The sequence below is a fragment of the Methylobacterium crusticola genome, assembly GCF_003574465.1.
GTDB classification, from domain to species: Bacteria; Pseudomonadota; Alphaproteobacteria; order Rhizobiales; family Beijerinckiaceae; genus Methylobacterium; species Methylobacterium crusticola.
Window position 1 is genome coordinate 51625 of sequence record NZ_QOWC01000003.1, and the last position, 19757, is coordinate 71381.

Consider the following 19757-nt stretch of genomic DNA (forward strand, 5'->3'; position numbering starts at 1 on the left):
GGGCCGATTTCCAGAGATCCGTAGAGCTTGCGACGCCCATGAAATTCACCCTCTCCTGGCTCAAGGACCACCTCGACACCGATGCCGGCCTCGCGGTGATCGTCGAGACGCTGACCCGCATCGGGCTCGAGGTGGAGCGCGTCGAGGACAAGGCCGCCGCGCTCGCGTCCTACCGCATCGCGGCGGTGCTCACGGCCGAGCAGCACCCGAACGCCGACCGCCTGCGCGTCTGCACGGTGGACACGGGCGAGGGCGGTCCGCCCGTGCAGGTGGTGTGCGGCGCGCCGAACGCCCGGGCCGGCATGCGCAGCGTGTTCGCTCCCCCGGGGACCTACGTGCCGGGCAAGGACATCACCCTCGCGGTCGGGGTCATCCGGGGCGTCGAGAGCCGCGGCATGCTGTGCTCCGGGGCCGAGCTCGGCCTGTCGGACGATCACGACGGCATCCTCGACCTGCCGGCCGACGCGCCGGTGGGGCAGCCCTACGCGGCCTACGCGGGCCTCGACGACCCGGTGATCGAGATCAACCTGACGCCGAACCGGCCCGATTGCACCGGGGTCCTGGGCATCGCCCGCGACCTCGCGGCGGCCGGGATCGGCACCCTGCGGCGCGGGGTCCTGCCGCCGGTGCGCGGGGAGGGACCCTGCCCGGTCGCCGTGACCCGGGCCCTCGCCCCCGGGGACGACGCCCTCTGCCCGCTCTTCGCGCTCCGGCTGGTGCGGGGCGTGCGCAACGGGCCCTCGCCGGAATGGCTGCGGCGGCGCCTCGCCGCGATCGGCCTGCGCCCCATCAACGCCCTCGTCGACATCACCAACTACATCACCTTCGACCGCGGCCGGCCGCTGCACGTCTTCGACGCCGCCAAGGTGACGGGGGACCTCACGGTGCGCCGGGCCCGGGACGGCGAGGAGGTGCTCGCCCTCGACGGGCGCACCTACCGGCTCGACGACGGCGCCGTCGTGATCGCCGACGAGGCCGGCGTCGAGTCGATCGCCGGCATCATGGGAGGCGAGCATTCCGGCTGCGACGAGGGCACCACCGACGTGCTGATCGAGTCGGCGCTCTGGGACCCGCGCACCATCGCGCGCACCGGCCGGCGCCTCGGCATCGTCACCGACGCGCGCTACCGCTTCGAGCGCGGCGTCGACCCGGCCTTCGCGGTGCCGGGCCTCGACCTCGCGACCCGGATGGTCGTCGACCTCTGCGGCGGCGTGCCGACCGAGGCCGCGATCTCGGGCGAGGCGCCGGACACCGACCACCTCATCGACTTCCCCTGGACCGAGGTGCGCCGCCTCTCGGGCCTCGACGTGAGCCGGCCCGAGATGAAGGTCACGCTGGAAGCCCTCGGCTTCCACGTCGCCGGCAGCGGCGACCGGGTGAAGGTGCTGCCCCCGTCCTGGCGTCCGGACGTCGAGGGCAAGGCCGACCTCGTGGAGGAGATCGTCCGCATCGCCGGCCTCGACCGGATCGAGGCCAAGCCCCTGCCCCGGATCGACGCGACCGTGATCCGCCCGGTCCTCACGGTGATCCAGCGGCGCACCCGCCTCGCCAAGCGCGAGTTCGCCGCCCGCGGCCTCGTCGAGGCCGTGACGTGGTCGTTCATCGCCCGGGCCGACGCTTTGCTGTTCGGCGGCGGCGCGCCCGAACTCGCCCTCGCCAACCCGATCGCGGCCGACCTCTCGGACCTGCGCCCGAGCCTCGTGCCCGGCCTGCTCCGGGCCGGCCAGCGCAACGCCGACCGGGGCTCCGGCGACGTCGCGCTGTTCGAGGTCGGGCAGTGCTTCGCCTCCGACCAGCCCGAGGGCCAGACCACCAAGGCGGCCGCCCTGCGCCGCGGCACGGCCCGCCACGGCGGCGCCGGCCGGCACTGGGACGGGGCCGCCCGCCCGGTCGACGCCTACGAGGCCAAGGCCGACGCCCTGGCGCTCCTCACCGCCCTCGGGGTGCCGACGGGCGGGCTCCAGGTGGTCCCGGGCGGGCCCGACTGGCTGCACCCGGGCCGCTCGGGCACGCTCCAGTTCGGGCCGCGCAACCCGGTCGGGTACTTCGGCGAGGTACACCCGCGCGTGCTGAGGGCCCTCGACGCCCGCGGGCCGGTCGTCGCCTGCGAGATCACCCTCGAGGCGCTGCCGCTGCCCAAGCACCGGCCCACGAAGATGAAGCCGCCCGCGAGCCTGCCCGAGTTCCAGCCCCTCACCCGCGACTTCGCCTTCGTGGTCGGCCGCGACGTCGCGGCCGGGGACATCCTGAAGGCCGCGCAGGGGGCCGAGCGCGCGCTGATCGCCGGCGTCGAGGTGTTCGACATCTACGAGGGACCCGGGATCGGGGCCGACCAGAAGTCGGTCGCGGTCGCGGTCCGGCTCCAGCCGACGGACCGGACCCTCACCGATGCCGAGATCGAGGCGGTGAGCCGCAAGATCGTCGCCGAGGTCGCGCGCCGGACCGGCGCGACCCTGCGCGGCTGACGAGGCGGGACGAGGGGGCGACATGACCGAGGACGACCTGATCCGCGAGCTGTCGGGGGCGCTCTTCCTGCCCGCGGACGCGCTCGCCCGTGCCGTCGGCCACCCGGAGCGGATCGCCGGGCCGGTACTGTCCCTCCTCGAGGCCGCCGCCGCGGGCGCGACCCTGAGCGACGCCGAGGCGAACCTCCTGTACTGGGGCGTCCACGTGCTCGGGGCCGCCCGCGACACCCGGGCCTTCGCGCCGCTGCTGCGCCTGTTCGCCCGCGACGACGCCTGCATCGCCGGGGCCCTCGGCGAGGATTACACCACCACGGCCGCGGCGCTCGCGGCGAGCACCTTCGACGGCGACGCCGAGTCGCTCCTCGCCGCGATCGCCCGCGCGGACACGCAGGGCCTCCTGCGCATGGACCTGTTCCACGCCCTCGCGCTCCTGACGGCCGACGGCCGGATCGACGCCGCCGCCACGGCGGCGTTCCTGCTGCGGTTCGACGACGCGCGCCTGGCGGGGCCCGGCAGCGAGGCCTGGCAGGGATGGGAGGACGCGGTCGTGCTCCTCGGTCACGCCGACCTTGCCGACCGGGCCAGGGCCGCGCGGGCGGACGGGCGGAACCCCGGCCACATCACCCGGTGGGAATCGTCGGCCGCGATCCTGGCGGTGGCCCGCGCCCGGCCCGGCGACCGGCGCCGCTTCGAGGAGATCGGGGTGCACTACCTCGGCGACCTGCGGGAGGACCTCGCCCACACCAGCGAGACCGCCGCCTTCGCGGGACCCGGCGGCGAGGACGGCGAGGCGCCGGAGCCCGAGCGCAACCCCTACCGCGCGGTCGGCCGCAACGATCCGTGCCCGTGCGGCAGCGGCAGGAAGTTCAAGAAGTGCTGCCTCGACAAGGTCGGGCGCGGGATGGCCGCCCTCCCGCCGCTTCCGCCGCCGCGCTGACCCCGGGGCGGCACCCGGGAGGGCCGCGGGCGGCACCCGGGAAGGCCGCGCCTCAGGCCGCCCGGTCGGTGCCGCTCAGGGGGTTCTCGGGATCCCAGGCGTAGGCCAGCGTCTCGAAGCGCAGGGAGCGGGCATCCACCATCAGGAGGCGGCCGACCAGGGGCTCGCCAAAGCCCGCGACGGCCCGGATCACCTCGAGCGCCATGAGCGAGCCCATCAGGCCGGCGAGCGCCCCGAGCACGCCGGCCTCGGCGCAGGTCGGCACTGCGCCGGGCGGAGGCGGGTTCGGGAACAGGCAGCGATAGGTCGGGTTCGGCCGCCCGTCCGGCCCCGTCTCGTGGGCCCGGATGGTGGTGAGCGAGCCGTCGAACTGGCCGAGCGCTGCCGTCACCAGGGGACGGCGCGCCCGGTAGCAGGCATCCGAGACGGCGTAGCGCGTCGCGAAGTTGTCCGAGCCGTCCGCCACGAGGTCGTAGCCGGAGACCAGGGCCTCGGCGTTGTCCGGGCCGAGGCGGACCGCGTGCGCCTCGACCCGGACGTGCGGGTTGAGGCGCGCCACCGCGTCGGCGGCGCTCTCCACCTTGGGCCGCCCGATGTCCGGCGTGCCGTGGATCACCTGGCGCTGGAGGTTCGAGAGCGAGACGGTGTCGTCGTCGACGAGGCCGACCGTGCCGATGCCGGCCGCCGCCAGGTACTGGACCAGCGGGGCGCCGAGCCCGCCGGCTCCGATCACCAGCACCCGCGCGGCCTTGAGCCGGACCTGCCCCGGGCCGCCGACCTCCCGCAGCACGATGTGGCGGGCGTAGCGTTCGATCTCGTCGGGGCTGAGGGCGCTCATGCAGGGTAATTAGGTGCCCGCGGGGCCGGCCGGAAGCCCCGGCGGTTCTCAAGCGCCCCGTTCGGCGCTACCCCTCGCGCGCTCCCCTGCGGCTGAACGCGCGTGGCCCGACCGTGACCGACATCCCGTCCCCCCTCGCCCTGGCGCAGGGGCTGATCCGCTGCCCGTCCGTGACGCCCGACGAGGGGGGCGCCCTGGCCTACCTCGCCGGCATCCTGGGGCTGGCCGGCTTCGCGGTCGAGCGCCCGGTCTTCTCCGAGGCCGGCACCCCCGACGTCGAGAACCTCTACGCCCGCATCGGCGGCGCCGGTCCCTGCCTTCTCCTTGCCGGCCACACCGACGTGGTGCCGCCGGGCGACGCGGCGGCCTGGCGCCACGATCCCTTCGGGGGGACGCTCGAGGGGGCCGAGCTCCACGGGCGCGGGGCCGTCGACATGAAGGGCGGCATCGCCTGCATGGTCGCGGCGGTGCTCGGCTTCCTGCGCCGGCGGGGACCGGATTTCGGCGGTTCGGTCGCGTTCCTGATCACCGGGGACGAGGAGGGGCCGGCCCTCAACGGCACCGTGAAGGTGCTCGCCTGGGCGCGGGCCCGGGGCGAGCGCTTCGACCACGCCCTGCTCGGCGAGCCCACCAACCCCGACCGGCTCGGCGAGACGATCAAGATCGGGCGGCGGGGCTCCCTCACCGCCACCCTGACGGTGCACGGCACGCAAGGCCACGTCGCCTATCCGCACCGGGCCGAGAACCCGATCCCCGGGCTGCTGCGGCTCGCGCAGGCGCTCCTCGCCGAGCCCCTCGACGCCGGGACGGCGCATTTCGACGCCTCGAACCTCGAATTCACCACCATGGACGTCGGCAACCCGGCCTCCAACGTGATCCCGGCGGAGGCCCGCGCCACCTTCAACATCCGGTTCAACGACCGCTGGTCGCCCGGGACCCTGGCGGAGGAGCTGCACCGGCGCCTCGCGGCCGGCGCCGGGAACGCCGTGCGCTACACCCTCGACGTGCGGCCGACGAACGCCGTGGCGTTCCTGACCGAGCCCGACGCCTTCGTGCACCGGGTCGCCGACGCGGTCGAGGCCGAGACCGGCCTCAGGCCGGCGCTCTCGACCACGGGCGGGACCTCGGACGCGCGCTTCATCAAGGAGGCCTGCCCGGTGATCGAGTTCGGGCTCGTCGGCCGGACCATGCACCAGGTCGACGAGCGGGTGGCGGTGTCCGACCTCGACCGCCTCGCCGCCATCTACGGCCGGGTCCTCGATGCCTATTTTCCGGCCGATGCTGCGCCGCAAAAACGCGCTTGACCGGCATTAGACGAAAGTTGAGTCTGGCGGGATCGGAGACGCGGCGCCCGCGCCGCCTGAACACTGCCGGAGGCCCCATGCTCGTCAGCGCGGACGAGGTCGGCCGCTCCCTGCGCGGCACCGCCGACCTGCTCAACCGCCGCCCCGACGCCCTCCGGCGCTTCGACGTGAGCGAGCGCGGGTTCTGGCGTTCCTTCGGGGCGATCTGGCTGACGGCGCCGGCCGTCACCGTGGCGCTGGCGCTCGAGCGGAGCGGCCCCGCGGCGGGCGACGCGGTGCTCTACCGCCTCGACCACACCACCGCGGCGGTGCTCGCCGGGGCGGTCGCCTGCTTCCTCGTCGTGCCGGTCGCGATGATCGCGGTGGTGCGGCGCCTGCGCCTCACGGCCGCCTACGTGCCCTTCGTCATCGTGACGAACTGGACGCTGGCGACGGGCCTCGCGACGCTGGCGCTGCCGGGCCTGCTCCTCCTCGCCGGGCTCGCGACGCCGGCCCTGGCGGCGCTGTACGCGGGCGCCTTCGGCATCGTCGTCCTGTGGCTGCACGGGCTCGCCGCGCGCGCGACGCTCGGCCTGTCCGGCCCCGCTGCGGCCCTGGTGACGCTCGCCTGCTTCGGACTGATCGCGACCGTCGCCGGCGGGGTGCACGTCCTGGCCGCGGCCTGAGGGCGGCGGGCGGGGCCTCAGGGTGCCGCCTCGGCCTCCTCCGCGCCCGCGGGCTCCGGCAGCGCCTGGATCCGCGGCGCGTGCCCGGTCGCCGCGAGGAAGCGCAGCAGGTCCCCGGGCGCGAGCGCGAGGGTCGCGGCGTTGTGCAGCGGGTGGAAGTTCACGGGATCGTGCGCCATCAGGCCCGCGTCGAGGATCACCGTGACGAGGCGCTCGCGGTCGTTGATCAGCCCGAAGGGCGTCACCGAGCCCGGCCGCACGCCGAGCACCGCGAGGAGCTGCTCGGCCGAGCCGAAGGAGAGCCGGCCGGTGGCTCCGACGGCTGTGTGCAGGCGCTTGAGGTCGATCCGCGCCTCGGCCTCGGCCACGACGAGGAAGAGCCGCCCGCGCTTGTCCTTGAGGAACAGGTTCTTCGAATGCCCGCCGGGCAGCCCGGCCTTCAGGTCGCGCGATTCCGCGACCGTGTGGACCGGCGGGTGCAGGGTGGTGCGGACCGCGATGCCGAGTTCCTCGAGGAACCCGAGCAGCGCCTCCGGGGTCGCCGGGCTCATGCCGGGCTCACGCGGCGAGGTGGCGGGCGAGGGCGGCCGGATCCACGTTGCCGCCCGACAGGACGATGCCGACCCGCTTGTCCGCGACCGGCACCACGCCCTCGAAGGCGGCGGCCGCCGCCAGGCACCCAGTCGGCTCGACCACGAGCTTCATGCGCTCGACGAAGAAGCGCATCGCCGCGGCGAGCTGGGCGTCCGACACCGTGGCGATGCCGGCGACCTCCCGCTGGATGATCGGGAAGGTGTGCTGCCCCAGATGCGTGGTCAGCGCCCCGTCGGCGATGGAGACCGGCACCGGGATGCGCACGATCTCGCCCTTGGCCAGGGATTGCTGCCCGTCGTTGCCGGCCTCGGGCTCGACGCCCCAGATCTCGCAATCCGGCGCGAGGGCCCGGGCGGCGAGGGCCGAGCCGGCGAGCAGCCCGCCGCCGCCGAGGCAGACCAGCACCATGTCGAGGGCACCGGTCTCCTCCAGGAGCTCCATCACCGCCGTGCCCTGGCCGGCGATCACGTCCGGATGGTCGTAGGGCGGGATCAGGGTCAGGCCGCGCTCCTGCGCGAGTTGCCGGGTCAGGGCCTCGCGGTCCTCCCGGTAGCGGTCGTACGGGACGATCTCGGCGCCGTAGCCCCGGGTCGCCGCGACCTTCATGGCGGGGGCGTCGTGCGGCATCACGATCACGGTCGGCACGCCCTGGAGCGCCCCCGCATACGCGATGGCCTGGGCGTGGTTGCCCGACGAGAACGCGATCACGCCGCGCCGGCGCCGCGCGGGGTCGAGGGCCGCGATGGCGTTGCAGGCGCCCCGGAACTTGAAGGCGCCGGCCCGCTGCAGGGGCTCGGCCTTGAAGAACAGGCGCGCGCCCGTGCGCGCATCGGCGGTGCGGGAGGTGAGCACCGGCGTGCGGTGGGCGATGCCGGCGATCCGCTCGGCGGCGGCGCGCACGTCCGCGAAGGCGACGCTCATCAGCGGTGCTCGAAGTTCGGTTTGCGCTTCTCCACGAAGGCGGCCATGCCCTCCTTCTGGTCGGCGGTGGCGAACAGCCCGTAGAACACGCGGCGCTCGAAGCGCACGCCCTCGGTCAGGGTCGTCTCGAAGGCCCGGTCGATGCTCTCCTTGGCCACCATCACGGCCGGCAGCGACAGGGACGCGATGGTCTCGGCCGCCCGCATGGTCTCGTCGAGGAGGTCGGCCGCCGGCACCACCCGGGCGACGAGGCCCGCGCGCTCGGCCTCCGCCGCGTCCATCAGGCGGCCGGTCAAGCAGAGCTCCATCGCCTTGGCCTTGCCCACCGCCCGGGTCAGGCGCTGCGTGCCGCCGGCCCCCGGGATCACCCCGAGCTTGATCTCGGGCTGGCCGAACTTCGCGGTGTCGGCGGCCAGGATGAAGTCGCACATCATGGCGAGCTCGCAGCCGCCCCCGAGGGCGTAGCCGGCGACCGCGGCGATGATCGGCTTGCGGCGCCGGCCGACCTTGTCCCACTCGCCGAACGGGTCGGCCATGTAGAATTCCGGATGGGTGCGGTTCTGCATCTCGCGGATGTCGGCCCCGGCCGCGAAGGCCTTGTCCGAGCCGGTCAGCACGATGCAGCCGATGCCCTCGTCGCCCTCGAACCCGTCGAGGGCCGCGTTCAGCTCGGCGATCAGCGCGTTGCACAGCGCGTTGAGCTGTGCGGGGCGGTGCAGGGTGATCAACGCCACCCGGCCCCGCGTCTCCACCCGGATGTTCTCGTAGGCCACGGTGCTCCTCCCGATCTCCTGCCCGTCCCTGGCTAGGGGAGCGCGGGCCGGACCGCAAGACGCCCGCGGGCGCGCTGCGCCGGCGCCGGGCGCATGCCCGCGGGAGCGGGCGCCGGGCACAGGCAGACACCCGCGGGAGCGGGCGCCGGGCACAGGCAGGCACCCGCGGCCGCGGGCGCCGCCCTCATGCCGGCGGCGGGTCCGGCGCTTCCACCACGTCCTGGCGCTGGAGCTGGAGCGCCACGAACCAGCACAGGGCGGCCCAGGCCGCGCCGACGCACCAGCCGGCCAGGACGTCGCTCGGCCAGTGGACCCCGAGATAGACCCGGCTCACGCCCACGAGCAGGGTCGTGATCACCCCGAGGCTCATCACGAAGGTCTTGACCCGGCGTCCGCGCTCGACGCGGGCGAGCAGGATCGCGAGCGTCAGGTAGGCGATCGCCGAGAGCATGGCGTGCCCGCTCGGGAAGCTCGCCGTGAAGGTCTCCATGCCGTGCGGCACCAGTTCCGGCCGCGGCCGGTGGTAGAGCATCTTCAGCCCCGTCGAGAGGATCTCGCCGCCGCCGACCGCCGCCAGCACGAACACGGCCGCGCGCCGGCGCGCCGTGACGGCGAGGTAGAGCACCACGCAGGCCGTGACGTAGACGATCCCGAACACGCTGCCGAAGGCGGTGATGTCCCGCATCGTCTCCGGCAGCCAGTGCGGCCCGATCGGCTGGGCGAGGTCGCCCGGCCGGCGCAGGGACAGGAGCAGGAGCTTGTCGACGCTCTCCGTGTCGCCCTCCCGGACCTCGCCGGCGAGCTTGACGAAGCCGAACCCGAACAGGCTGACGGCCAGGAGCGACGCGAGGGGGCCGATCTCGTTGAGGCGCAGGCGCAGCCAGACCGCGGTGGCGTGGCGCCGGAAGGGGATCGGGAGCGCGCGCATCAGGCCTCCCCGAACGGGAAGCGGCCCCGCGGCTCCCAGGGACCGCCGAGGTAGCGCCACAGCAGCAGGCCCCGGGCCGGGAACGCCGTCGGCACGAAGGCCGCCGCGAGCTCCCGGTGCAGGGTCCGGGCGACCTCGGGCGCGACCTTGTTCTGCACCGTGAGGTGCGGCCGGAAGCCCTGGCGGTCCTGGGCGGTCAGCCACGGCGCGAAGGAGGCCGCGAGGCGCCCGCGCAGGCGCGAGACCGCGTCGGACGCGAGCGCGTAGGCGACGCCCCGCCCGGTGAAGCGCACGCCCGTGACGGCGACCTCGGGCGCGCCGGACTCGCGCCGGGCCTCGGCGAGCAGCGTCGCGGCGATGCCGGCCTCCTCCTCGCCGGGCAGGTGGTGGAAGAGCGTGACGTGGGCCGGGATGCGGTTGAGCGCCGCCGGGAAGTACCGGCGGCGCTGCGCGTCGAAGGACGCGAAGGCGGCCTCGTCGAGGTCCAGGGTCAGGATCAGGGGATCGTGCGGCATCGTCGCTGCGAGATGGCGCGCGATCCGCACAAGTCCAAGGCCTTCCGTCCGAGGGCATGGAGCGCGCCGCGGCCGCGCCGCTGTTCAGGCGCCGCCGCCGCGCCGCTGTTCAGGCGCCGCCGCCGCGGCTACACGGCCTGATGCGCAGCGGCGACATGGTCCATATCGGCCGGGACGGCTGGCTCTTCCTCGTCGGCGGCACCAACCGGGTGCGCCATCAGTACCGGGCCTCCCTGCCCGTCGCCTGGCGGCTCTGGCGCTGGCGGCGCCTGGTCGCGCGGCGCACCGCCCGGGCGGCGGGCCTCGGCATCCGCTGCTTCCACGTCGTCGTGCCGGAGAAGCTCAGCGTCTACGACGACCGCCTCGACGGTCTGGCGCTCGATCCCGCCCTGTCGCCGGCCCGGCGGCTCGGCGCGGGCCTCGCCCGCTCCCCGGCGGCCGGGGCCTGGATCGACCTCGTCGGGCCCATGCGGGCGGCGCGGGACGACGGCCCGCCGCTCTACCTGCGCACCGACACCCACTGGAGCCCCGAGGGCTGCCGGCTCGCCTTCGCGGCGATCATGCGGGCGGTCGGGGCGACGCCGCCGGCCGACCTCGCCGAGCGGCCGTCCCACGACAGCGAGGCGGTGCGCGACCTCGGCGCCAAGCTCGATCCGCCGCCGCGCGAGACCATGCGGATCCCCCTCGTCCAGCGCGACGCGGTGCGCACCTACGCGAGCCCCCTGGTGGCCGCCTACGAGGCGCAGGGCCGGGCCGCCGACCTGCACGTCGGCGCCCACGTGGTGTTCCGCAACGAGAGCCCCGGGGCCGACCCGCGCACCCTGATGCTGTTCGGGGATTCCTGCGCCCACTTCACGCCGATCTTCCTCACCGGCCTCCTGGCCGAGAGTTTTCGCGAGGTCCACTTCGTCTGGTCGTCGAGCCTCGACTGGGGCTACGTCGCCCGGGTGCGCCCGCACCTGCTCCTCGTCGAGATGGCGGAGCGCTTCATGACCCGCCTCCCGGCCGACCGGTTCGACATCGAGGCCGCGGGCGCCGCCCGCCTCGCCCGGATGGACGCGGCGGCCGCGGTGGCGATCTGACTGCCCCTGTCGGCGCGCGCGGCGCGCCCCACCTAGAGCGCTGTCCCCGGGAATGGAGACCGGTGCGGCGCCGGGGAGCGCGTCGGCGCGGGGCGTTCAGGGCGGCGCCCGGCCGCGGCGCCGGCGGTGCTCCGGGCGGGCGAGGGAGGATGCGATGGGGCTGCTCGTCGAGGGCGTCTGGCAGGACCGCTGGTACGACACCAAGGAGACCGGCGGGCGCTTCGTGCGCAAGGATTCCGCCTTCCGCAACTGGGTCACGCCCGACGGCGCGCCCGGGCCCTCCGGGGAGGGCGGGTTCCCGGCCGAGGCCGGGCGCTACCACCTCTACGTCTCGCTGGCCTGCCCGTGGGCCCACCGCACCCTGATCGTGCGGGCCCTCAAGGGCCTCGAGGACCTGGTCTCGGTCGGCGTGGTCGATCCGCACATGGGGGCGGAAGGCTGGGTGTTCGGCGACACGCCGGGCGCCGGCCCCGACGCGGAGAACGGCGCCCGGCGCCTCTACGAGATCTACCGGATGGCCGACCCCGCCCATACGGGCCGCGTCACCGTGCCGGTGCTCTGGGACCGGGCGCGCCGGACCATCGTGTCGAACGAGTCGGCCGAGATCGTCCGGATGCTGAACACCGCCTTCGCGGCCCTCGGCGCCACCGGCCCGGACCTCTGCCCGGACGACCTGCGGCCGGAGATCGACGCCCTCAACGCCCGGGTCTACGACCGGGTCAACAACGGCGTCTACAAGGCCGGCTTCGCCACCGCGCAGGAGGCCTACGCGGAGGCCGTCGCGGCGCTGTTCCAGGAACTCGACGCCCTCGACGCGCGCCTTGCCCGCGGCCGCTACCTCCTCGGCGAGCGCCTGACCGAGGCCGACATCCGGCTGTTCACCACGCTGGTGCGCTTCGATCCCGTCTACGTCGGCCACTTCAAGTGCAACCTGCGCCGCATCGCCGACTACGCGAATCTCGCGCCCTACCTGCGCGACCTCTACCAGACCCCCGGCATCGCCCCGACGGTCGACCTCACCCACATCAAGCGCCACTATTACGAGAGCCACCCGAGCATCAACCCGACCGGGATCGTGCCCCTCGGGCCGGTGCTGGATTACGGGGCGCCGCACGACCGGGCGCGGCGGTTCGGCGGGTAGAACCCGCCCGGGGGCGCCCCGCGGCGCGGCCGCGTTCAGGGCAGCGCCCGCTCCGGCAGCAGGTCGGCCGCGGACCCGTCGGCCGCGAGCGCCCCGCGCAGCGGCGCGTCGCGCGCGACGAGGTTCGCGTCGGCGAGGGGCGGGCTCCGGTCGAGGACCTCGCGGGTGTCGGCAATCCTGGCGCGCCGGCCCGCCCGGGCCCGCAACGGGCGTCAGCGCGACGGGCGTCAGCGCAGCTGGCGGCGCGCCTCGGGCGGCAGCAGCAGGCGCTCCCGGCTGAGGCCCTTGTGGACGTGGACCATCAGGGCGATGCCGAAGAGCGGCGTGACGAGGTTGAGGATCGGCACCACCATCAGGCCCGCCAGCACGGCACCCGCCAGCATCACGGTCGCCGCGTGGTGGCGGCGCATCTCGCCCGCCTCCCGCAGCGGGCGGAAGCGCGCGGCGGCGAGCTCGAAGTATTCCCGGCCGAGCAGGTAGGTGTTGGCGCCGAAGAAGGCCAGCAGGTTGACGCCCGGCACGAAGAACAGCGCCAGCGCCACGACGTTGACGAGGAGCGCCAGCCCGGCGAAGCGCAGGGTGTAGAGCAGGGCCGGGCCGAGCGCCATCGCCCGGCCCGGGACCTCGTCCGGAAAATCGGTCCCCTCGACGATCGCGGCCGCGTCGTCGAGGAAGTAGCCGGCGACCAGGATCGAGACCGGCGGCAGGATGTAGGCGAGCCCGAGGAACAGCCCGGCGCCGGCCAGGAACGACGCCACGGCGTTGACGAAGGCGTAGTCGGTCGAGAGCGGGTGGGCCGCGATCAGGGCGCCGATCAGGCGCGTGAGCGCGAACCAGACCAGGACCAGCAGCCCGATCGTGAGGGCGAGCGACTTCCACAGGATCTGCCGCAGGGGGGGCGAGAATACCTGTCGGATGGCCGCGAGGGCGGCTTTGATCAGCATGGGGATCCCCGGGAGCGAGCGCGTGCGCCGTCTTGCTGCGGGACGACGCGGGCGTCCAGAGGGCAGGGCCCGAACCCGCACCCGCTTCGCGGGTTGAGGCATCGTCGCGGCGCGGCCGGGACGCGAGCCTGAGGAGAGACGAGACATGGACATCGCCGTGGAGACGGTCTGTGACTTCATCCTGCGGGCCCGCGCCCTCGACGTGAAGGACGGCGACAGCGACCCGGATTCCGGCTCGAACCCCATCGACGACGGCGCCCGGGACGTCCTCGTGGACGGGACCGACGACGCCACGGAGGAGGAGCTGCGCGCCGTGGTGGAGGGGCTCAACGACGACGAGCGGGCCGAGCTGGTGGCGATCCTCTACATCGGCCGCGGCGACATGGAGCCCGAGGAATGGGCGGACGCCGTCCGCCTCGCCCGCGAGCGCGAGGCCGCCGGCAGCCGCCCGGCCGATTACCTCCTGGGGATCCCGAACGTCGGCGACCTGCTGGAGGAGGGCCTGGCCGGCCTGGGGCTGAGCTGCACCGCCTGAGGATCCTTGCACGGGCGTCGCCCGGCGCCCGGGGCGCCGGCCGGCCCTCAGTGCCGGGTCGGGTTCGCCCCGATGGTCTCGGCGGTGAGCCAGTCCACCACCCCGACGAGGGCCTCGCGCGGCGGCAGGCCGCGGCCTTGCGCCTCCGTGAAGAGCGCGAGCTGGCGGTCCGCGCTGGTGCCGCGGGCGACGATCCAGCGGGCGAGGTCGAGCTCGGCCGCGCAGCCCAGCGCCTCGGCGTCCTGCGCCAGCAGGCCGAGGGTCTCGGCGAGCACTGCCCGGACGGGCCGGACGGTGCGGGACGCCTCGCACACGAGGCCGCCGTGGATGCCGTAGCGCTGCGCGCGCCAGCAATTCTCCGCCGCGATCGCCTGCGAGGCCCCGGTGAGCCCGCGGTTGAGGTCCGGCTCCGCCGCGAGCCGCCGCACGAGGCAGCGGTACAGGGCCGCGATCGCGAGGGCGTCGTCGAGGCGCGTGCAGCTGTCGGCGATGCGCAGGTCGAGGGTCTGCCCCCCGGGCGAGGGGCAGATCACCCACCAGATGTGGCGCGGATCGTCGATGGCGCCCGCCGTCACCAGGGTGTCGCGGTAGCGGGCGAGGTCCGCCTCCCCGGCGAACAGGGGCGGCAGGCCGCTGCGGGGCAGCTCGCGCGCCGCCGCGAGCCGGTAGCCGAGCAGCCCGGTGCGCTGCGCCTGCCAGAACGGCGAGGAGGTCGAGAGGGCGAGCAACAGGGGCAGGAAGGGCTGGATCCGGTTCATCAGGTCGACGCGCGAGACGTCGTCCGGCACGCGGACCTGCACGCTGAGGCCGCAGACCACCGCGCGGCTGCCCACCATCTGGAGGTCGCGCAGCACCCGGCCGCGGGCGGCCTGGTCGCGGGGGCGCACGCGGCTCCAGAGCGCGAGCGGGTGGGTGCCCGCCGCCAGGAGGCCGAGGCCCCGCGCCGCCGCGAGGGCGCCGATGCCGGAGCGCAGGGCCGTCAGGGCCCGGCGCAGGTCCGCGAAATCGCCGAGCGGCGGGGTCGACCAGATGAGCTGCGGCTCCATCAATTCGGTGCGCGCCCCCGGGAAGGCCGCCCGGGTGGCGGCGAGGAATTCCCGGGCGCGGGCACGGGCCGCGTCGCGCTTCACCGCGTCGGTGATGAAGACCTCCTCCTCGATGCAGACGTCGAACTCGGCACGCATGCGAGAACCTCCGGGAGGGCACGTCGGGTCGGGGCCGATCCCGCCGCGGGCGCGCGCTCCGGCGGGGACGCGGCGCGGCGAATCGGCGGGGGCTCGCCCGCCGCCCGCCGGGGCGCCCCGATATCAAGGCGCGGCCGGCGTGGCGAGGGGGCGTCAGGCCGCGGGGCGCCCGTCGCCGAGCACCGCCTGCACCAGGGCCAGCACCGCCACGGCGGCGGTGTCGGCCCGCAGGATGCGCGGACCGAGCGAGAGGCGCACGGTGCCGGGCCGCTCGAGGATGAGGCCGCGCTCCTCCGGGGTGAACCCGCCCTCGGGTCCGATCACGACGGCGAGCCGCGGGCGCGCGTTCCGCCCCGGCCCGCCTCCCGTGGCCCCGGCGCGGCGCAGCGCCTCGATCGGGTCGGCGACCGGGGCGTCCTCGTCGCAGAACACGACGAGCCGCTCCGGCTCAGTCTCGGCCAGGGCCGCCGCCAGGGTCGCGGCCTCGCGGATCTCCGGCAGGGCCAGGATGCCGCACTGCTCGGCGGCCTCGATGGCGTTGGCGCGCAGGCGCTCCGGCTTGATCCGGTCGCCCTGCGTGCGGCGGGTGAGGACGGGCCGGATCACGCTCGCGCCCATCTCCACCGCCTTCTGGGCCACGTAGTCGAGGCGGGCCGCCTTCAGGGGGGCGAAGAGGTAGTGCAGGTCGCCCGGCGGGGTCTGCGGCCGGGTGCGCTCCCGCAGCACGAGGTCGGCGGCCTTGCGGCCGGTGGGCACGATCTCGGCCCGCCACTCGCCGTCGCGCCCGTTGAAGACCAGCACGGGCTCGCCCTCGGTCCGGCGCAGCACCGTGAGCAGGTAGTTGGCCTGCGCCCGGTCGAGGGAGTGCCGCAGGCCCTCGCTCAGGGGGACGTCGAGGAAGAGCCGGGGAGCGCTGAAATCGTATGCCGCCATGGATCCCTGCTCGCCGAGGTCGGCCGGGCCTGTCAACCGGGCGGGGTCCCGTGTGGCGCGGGCGACACAGGCCGGCCGGCTCGCGCGGGCATCGCGGCGCCGCCGCGCCGGGGCGCGCCAAAGCCGCCACAATCCTGTGCGGAAACGCGGGCTTCGCCGGGAGCGGCAAGGATTTCCTCGGGGATGCCGGATGCGCCGCCGACGGGCGCGCCGCACCACCCGGGGCCGCCGTGGTGGTGCCGGCCCGGGGCTGATTCGGGCTTGGGGGAGAAGGATGATTCGCATGTTCCGTGTCACCGTGGCGGCGCTGGCCGGAAGCCTGGTCGGCGGGGTGCTCCTGAGCGGGGCCGCCCTGGCGCAGGGCGTCGATTGCGCCGGGATCCAGACGACGCTCACCGAGCGCAAGGACATCGTCGCGAAGGTCAACGCGGCCTCGCAGACGAAGAAGGCCAAGCTCACGGCCGCCCAGGCCTGCGCGCTCTTCGGCAAGCTTCAGGCGAACGGCACCGAGGGCCTGAAGTGGATCACCGCCAACAAGGATTGGTGCTCGATCCCGGATTCCTTCGTGGAGGGCTTCAAGGCCGACCACAGCAAGGTCACGACCCTGCGCGGCAAGGTCTGCAACGCGGCCCAGCAGCAGGCCGTGATGGAGAAGAAGGCCCGCGCCCAGGCGGCGCAGAACGCCGGCGGCGGCGGGGGCGGCGGCCTCCTCGGCGGCCCGGGCCTGACCGGCAGCTTCCGGGTGCCGCAGGGGGCGCTGTGATCCCCCTCCCGGTCGGACCGACCGGGAGGCCCGCCGCCGGGCAGGTGCGCCGCGCGGACGCTTCGCGCGGCGCACCGGCCCGGCCGGCATGATGGCGGCGAACGACCGCCCCGTCGCCGATGCCGTGCGCGGGCACTGGGTCGACCGGCACGCGCCGGCGGCCGTCCGCCCCTACCTGCGCCTCGCCCGCATCGAGCGGCCGATCGGCTGGTGGCTCCTGCTGCTGCCGTGCTGGTGGTCGGCCTCCCTGGCGGCGATCGCGGCGGGACGGATCGGGCCGGACGCCTGGCACCTCGTGCTGTTCCTGGTCGGCGCCGTCGCCATGCGCGGGGCCGGCTCGACCTACAACGACATCGCCGACCGCGACCTCGACGCCCGGGTCGAGCGCACCCGCCTGCGCCCGCTGCCCTCCGGGCGCCTGCGCGTGCGCCACGCCCTCGCGTTCCTGGCGGTCCAGGCGCTGGTCGGGCTCGCGGTGCTGCTGCAATTCAACCGCTTCGCGATCCTGGTCGGCATCGCCTCCCTCGCCCCGGTGGCGATCTACCCTTTCATGAAGCGGGTGATGCCGGTGCCGCAGCTGGTGCTCGGGCTCGCCTTCGCGTGGGGGGCCCTGATGGGGTGGGCCTGCCTCCTCGGCCGCCTCGACGCGCCGGCCCTGTGGCTCTACGCGGGCGCCATCGCGTGGGTGATCGGCTACGACACCATCTACGCGGTGCAGGACATCGAGGACGACGAGATCGCCGGCATCAAGTCCTCGGCGCGCTTCTTCGGCACCCGCGTGCGCGAGGCGGTGGCGGCCTGCTTCCTCGTCACGGTGCTCTGCCTCGGCCTGGCGCTGCGGGGCGCGGGCGCCGGCCCGGTCGGGCTCCTCGGCCTCGCCCTGTTCGCCGGCCACCTCGCCTGGCAGGTCTGGCGGCTCGAGCCCCGGGACGGGGCGGGTGCCCTGCGGCTGTTTCGCGCCAACCGCGACGCCGGGCTGATCCTGTTCGCCGGGCTCACCCTCGACGCGATCTGGCAGGGCCTCGCCTGAGCCGGGCGGACGGCCCGACCCTCAGGCGGTTCGCGCCGCGCCTCAGAGGCCGCCGCCGTCGGTCAGCAGGTTCTCGCCGCGGTACACGGCCGGGCGCAGCGGCAGGCGCGCGGTCTTGCGCCGCGTGAGGAAGCGCGGCCGGCGGCCGCTGAGGAGCCCGTGCCGGCGCCGGATGCGCACGGCGCCGAGCTTCACGCGGCCGATCTGCTGGCCCATGGCCGTCACGGCGCCGTCCTCCTGGATCACCACCAGGGGCAGGCCCGATTCGGCGCCGAGCCGGCGCCAGATCGCCACCACCTCGTCGTCGCCGTGGACGCCGAGCGGCATCAGCGGATCGCCCGAGCGGTCGAGGACCAGGATGGCGAAGCGGTCCTCGCCGGCCGCGTCGCTGGCGTCCCCGTCGAGGCAGAGCGCCAGGCTGGCGGCGGCGGCGGCGCCGGGCAGCCGGCCGACCACCGGCAGCGGCGACGGCTCGGCCTGAACCGGGCCGCGGTGGAGGGTGGGAAGCAGGACGTCGCGGCTGCGCGAGGTGGCCTGCCGGTTCGTGGAGTGGAAGCTCGTGACCATGGTTCTGCTCGACGCCCTGTCCGCGTGAGGCGGCGACCTCTCCGGGTCGTCCGCTGTTGACGCGAGAATTGACCGGCCCCGCCCCAGAACGCCTTAAAAGGCAGCGTTAAGCGATGGTTCGCTGACCACAGATGTGCCGAATGCTCAATGGATCCTTGTGCGGGCGGGATTCATTTGTCGTTCACCGGAAGCATCGCGGCTCACGAGACGCGCCGGTGCGGGCGCGAAAACCATGCGGCATCAGGATCATCCCGGAACGCCCCGGGGTCGCGTGCGCGTCCTTGTGGCCCCGGGTGGCCGGGCCTACAACGAACGGGAGATGCCATGCTCCTCGTTCCGGGTCCGCACGGGCCGGCCGCCGCGGGGCCGACGCAGCGCCCTCCCACCGCGAGATCCGGCCGACCATGCCAATTCCCGACGACGTGTGTGCGCTCCTGCCCCAGGTTCGGGCGATCGTGCGCGAGGCCGCGCTCCTGGCGCTGCCGTTCTTCCGGTCCGGCGAGCGCACCAGCGCCCGGGTCTGGAACAAGGCCGGCGGCTCCCCGGTGACGGAGGCCGACGTCACGGTGGACACCTTCCTGAAGGTCCGCCTGAGCGAGCTGGCGCCGGGCGCGGCCTGGCTCTCGGAGGAGACGAGGGACGACCCGGTGCGCCTGCACCACGACCTCGTCTGGATCGTCGACCCGATCGACGGCACCCGGGCCTTCCTGTCGGGCGACCCCGATTGGTCGATCGCCGTGGCACTGCTCGCCCGGGGTGAGCCGGTCCTCGGCATCGTGGCGGCCCCGGTCACCGGCACCCTGTACGAGGCTCTGGCCGGGGAGGGCGCGCGCAAGGACGGCCAGCCGATCCGGGTCGCGGCCCGCTCCGGGCTCGCCGGCGCACGCATCGCCGGGCCCAAGACGATGGTGGACCACCTGGAGCGGCGCCTCGGCCTCGGCGGCACCCCGGGGGCGCTCGTCCACCTCAAGCGGATCCCGTCGCTGGCGCTGCGCCTCGTGCGGGTGGCGGAGGGCCTGGTGGATGTCGGGCTGGTCTCGTCGGATGCCCGGGACTGGGACCTGGCCGGGGCCGACCTGATCCTGCGCGAGGCCGGCGGCGCCCTCGTCGACCTCGCCGGCCGGGTCCCGACCTACAATCAGCGCGAGCCGATCCACGGCGAGCTCGTGGCGACGCCCCGCGACATCCAGGAGCAGGTGCTCGCCGGCATGGGGTGAGGACCCGCCCCCGCGGCCCGCGCCTGTCCGGGGCCTAGAGCGAGCCCTTCTTCTCCAGGGCCTGCTTGGCCTGCTTGAGCTGGTCGAGCACCGCGCTCGGCGTGGTGCCCAGGACCGAGAAGCCCGCGTTCACCGCCCAGTAGCCGCCGAGCAGGATCAGCGGCACCAGGATCCAGGCCAGGATCTCCTCCCCGACGACGCGCCTGCGCCGGCGCTGGCGCCGCTTCTCGCGGCGGGTCAGCTTGGGGGAGGGCGGCGTCACCGTCGCGGCCGGGGCGAGGGGGCCCTCGTTGAGGTCGCCGGTCATTCTGGTCGTCTCGTCGATCGCCCGGTCCGCCCGCCCGCGCGGGGCAGGCACGGCCGGAAGCCTTCCTCACAACACGCATCCCGGCGGGAGGACCCGCCGGGATGCGCTTGCCTG

At 75.0% G+C, this 19757-nt stretch carries 22 protein-coding genes; 10 read left to right on the forward strand and 12 right to left on the reverse strand.

The annotated features are described in order from the left end of the window. Nucleotides 1-38: 38 nt before the first annotated feature. On the forward strand, nt 39-2465 hold the full coding sequence (pheT, locus tag DT057_RS07335; protein ID WP_128561423.1) for a phenylalanine--tRNA ligase subunit beta: 2427 nt from the start codon (nt 39-41) through the stop codon (nt 2463-2465). A gap of 22 nt (nt 2466-2487) precedes the next feature. Then, nucleotides 2488-3402, forward strand: coding sequence for a YecA family protein (locus tag DT057_RS36060; RefSeq protein ID WP_203236212.1), 915 nt, complete (start codon nt 2488-2490; stop codon nt 3400-3402). Between the two features lie 52 nt (nt 3403-3454). On the opposite strand, the gene DT057_RS07345 is transcribed toward DT057_RS36060, so the two are convergent. Further along, the gene (locus tag DT057_RS07345) at nt 3455-4240 is read right to left on the reverse strand and encodes a HesA/MoeB/ThiF family protein (protein WP_128561424.1); all 786 of its coding nucleotides are present in this window, start codon (nt 4238-4240) and stop codon (nt 3455-3457) included. Between the two features lie 113 nt (nt 4241-4353). Here DT057_RS07345 and dapE point away from each other — a divergent pair, with 113 nt between their 5' ends. Both dapE and DT057_RS07355 read left to right on the forward strand, forming a co-directional pair. Further along, nucleotides 4354-5544, forward strand: a complete 1191-nt coding sequence (dapE, locus tag DT057_RS07350) for a succinyl-diaminopimelate desuccinylase (protein WP_128561425.1) — start codon at nt 4354-4356, stop codon at nt 5542-5544. Between the two features lie 77 nt (nt 5545-5621). After that, nucleotides 5622-6209, forward strand: coding sequence for a hypothetical protein (locus DT057_RS07355; protein WP_128561426.1), 588 nt, complete (start codon nt 5622-5624; stop codon nt 6207-6209). Between the two features lie 17 nt (nt 6210-6226). Here DT057_RS07355 and DT057_RS07360 read toward each other — a convergent pair whose 3' ends face one another. From DT057_RS07360 to DT057_RS07380, 5 genes are all read right to left on the reverse strand, one after another. Further along, nucleotides 6227-6760, reverse strand: coding sequence for a prolyl-tRNA synthetase associated domain-containing protein (locus DT057_RS07360; RefSeq protein WP_128561427.1), 534 nt, complete (start codon nt 6758-6760; stop codon nt 6227-6229). A 7-nt stretch (nt 6761-6767) separates the two neighbouring features. After that, nucleotides 6768-7724, reverse strand: a complete 957-nt coding sequence (locus DT057_RS07365) for a threo-3-hydroxy-L-aspartate ammonia-lyase (RefSeq protein WP_128561428.1) — start codon at nt 7722-7724, stop codon at nt 6768-6770. Beyond that, nucleotides 7724-8497 carry an enoyl-CoA hydratase gene (locus tag DT057_RS07370; RefSeq protein ID WP_128561429.1) on the reverse strand — a complete coding sequence of 258 codons (774 nt, stop codon included), beginning with the start codon at nt 8495-8497 and terminating at the stop codon, nt 7724-7726. Before DT057_RS07370 ends, DT057_RS07365 begins: the two co-directional genes overlap by 1 nt. A 184-nt stretch (nt 8498-8681) precedes the next feature. Then, on the reverse strand, nt 8682-9425 hold the full coding sequence (locus DT057_RS07375; RefSeq protein WP_128561430.1) for a phosphatase PAP2 family protein: 744 nt from the start codon (nt 9423-9425) through the stop codon (nt 8682-8684). Next, nucleotides 9425-9940 carry a 2'-5' RNA ligase family protein gene (locus tag DT057_RS07380; RefSeq protein ID WP_128561431.1) on the reverse strand — a complete coding sequence of 172 codons (516 nt, stop codon included), beginning with the start codon at nt 9938-9940 and terminating at the stop codon, nt 9425-9427. The genes DT057_RS07375 and DT057_RS07380 overlap by 1 nt, the downstream gene beginning before the upstream one ends. A gap of 140 nt (nt 9941-10080) precedes the next feature. On the opposite strand from DT057_RS07380, the gene DT057_RS07385 reads away from it, so the two are divergent. Both DT057_RS07385 and DT057_RS07390 read left to right on the forward strand, forming a co-directional pair. Continuing rightward, complete coding sequence (locus DT057_RS07385) at nt 10081-11022, forward strand: alginate O-acetyltransferase AlgX-related protein (protein WP_203236213.1); 942 nt, start codon at nt 10081-10083, stop codon at nt 11020-11022. A 154-nt stretch (nt 11023-11176) separates the two neighbouring features. Continuing rightward, the gene (locus DT057_RS07390; protein WP_128561432.1) at nt 11177-12163 is read left to right on the forward strand and encodes a glutathione S-transferase family protein; all 987 of its coding nucleotides are present in this window, start codon (nt 11177-11179) and stop codon (nt 12161-12163) included. 35 nt (nt 12164-12198) lie between these two features. On the opposite strand, the gene DT057_RS35425 is transcribed toward DT057_RS07390, so the two are convergent. Both DT057_RS35425 and DT057_RS07395 read right to left on the reverse strand, forming a co-directional pair. Beyond that, nucleotides 12199-12369 carry a hypothetical protein gene (locus DT057_RS35425; protein ID WP_162501347.1) on the reverse strand — a complete coding sequence of 57 codons (171 nt, stop codon included), beginning with the start codon at nt 12367-12369 and terminating at the stop codon, nt 12199-12201. A gap of 21 nt (nt 12370-12390) precedes the next feature. Further along, nucleotides 12391-13107 carry a sulfate transporter family protein gene (locus DT057_RS07395; protein ID WP_128561433.1) on the reverse strand — a complete coding sequence of 239 codons (717 nt, stop codon included), beginning with the start codon at nt 13105-13107 and terminating at the stop codon, nt 12391-12393. 145 nt (nt 13108-13252) lie between these two features. Here DT057_RS07395 and DT057_RS07400 point away from each other — a divergent pair, with 145 nt between their 5' ends. Next, nucleotides 13253-13642, forward strand: a complete 390-nt coding sequence (locus DT057_RS07400; protein ID WP_128561434.1) for a DUF3775 domain-containing protein — start codon at nt 13253-13255, stop codon at nt 13640-13642. Nucleotides 13643-13689: 47 nt separating this feature from the next. Here DT057_RS07400 and DT057_RS07405 read toward each other — a convergent pair whose 3' ends face one another. Both DT057_RS07405 and DT057_RS07410 read right to left on the reverse strand, forming a co-directional pair. Continuing rightward, complete coding sequence (locus DT057_RS07405; protein ID WP_128561435.1) at nt 13690-14826, reverse strand: carboxylate-amine ligase; 1137 nt, start codon at nt 14824-14826, stop codon at nt 13690-13692. 153 nt (nt 14827-14979) lie between these two features. Then, on the reverse strand, nt 14980-15759 hold the full coding sequence (locus tag DT057_RS07410; RefSeq protein ID WP_128561436.1) for a 16S rRNA (uracil(1498)-N(3))-methyltransferase: 780 nt from the start codon (nt 15757-15759) through the stop codon (nt 14980-14982). A gap of 283 nt (nt 15760-16042) precedes the next feature. Here DT057_RS07410 and DT057_RS07415 point away from each other — a divergent pair, with 283 nt between their 5' ends. Both DT057_RS07415 and ubiA read left to right on the forward strand, forming a co-directional pair. Beyond that, nucleotides 16043-16522, forward strand: a complete 480-nt coding sequence (locus tag DT057_RS07415) for a hypothetical protein (RefSeq protein ID WP_128561437.1) — start codon at nt 16043-16045, stop codon at nt 16520-16522. Nucleotides 16523-16610: 88 nt separating this feature from the next. After that, nucleotides 16611-17552 carry a 4-hydroxybenzoate octaprenyltransferase gene (gene ubiA, locus DT057_RS07420; protein WP_128561438.1) on the forward strand — a complete coding sequence of 314 codons (942 nt, stop codon included), beginning with the start codon at nt 16611-16613 and terminating at the stop codon, nt 17550-17552. A 42-nt stretch (nt 17553-17594) separates the two neighbouring features. Here the strand turns inward: ubiA and DT057_RS07425 are convergent, their stop codons facing one another. Further along, nucleotides 17595-18119, reverse strand: coding sequence for a DUF6101 family protein (locus tag DT057_RS07425; RefSeq protein WP_128561439.1), 525 nt, complete (start codon nt 18117-18119; stop codon nt 17595-17597). Nucleotides 18120-18523: 404 nt separating this feature from the next. Between DT057_RS07425 and DT057_RS07430 the strand changes: the two genes are divergently transcribed. Beyond that, nucleotides 18524-19336, forward strand: a complete 813-nt coding sequence (locus tag DT057_RS07430) for a 3'(2'),5'-bisphosphate nucleotidase CysQ (RefSeq protein ID WP_128561440.1) — start codon at nt 18524-18526, stop codon at nt 19334-19336. A gap of 34 nt (nt 19337-19370) precedes the next feature. On the opposite strand, the gene DT057_RS07435 is transcribed toward DT057_RS07430, so the two are convergent. Next, nucleotides 19371-19643 carry a hypothetical protein gene (locus tag DT057_RS07435; protein WP_128561441.1) on the reverse strand — a complete coding sequence of 91 codons (273 nt, stop codon included), beginning with the start codon at nt 19641-19643 and terminating at the stop codon, nt 19371-19373. Between the last annotated feature and the right edge of the window lie 114 nt (nt 19644-19757).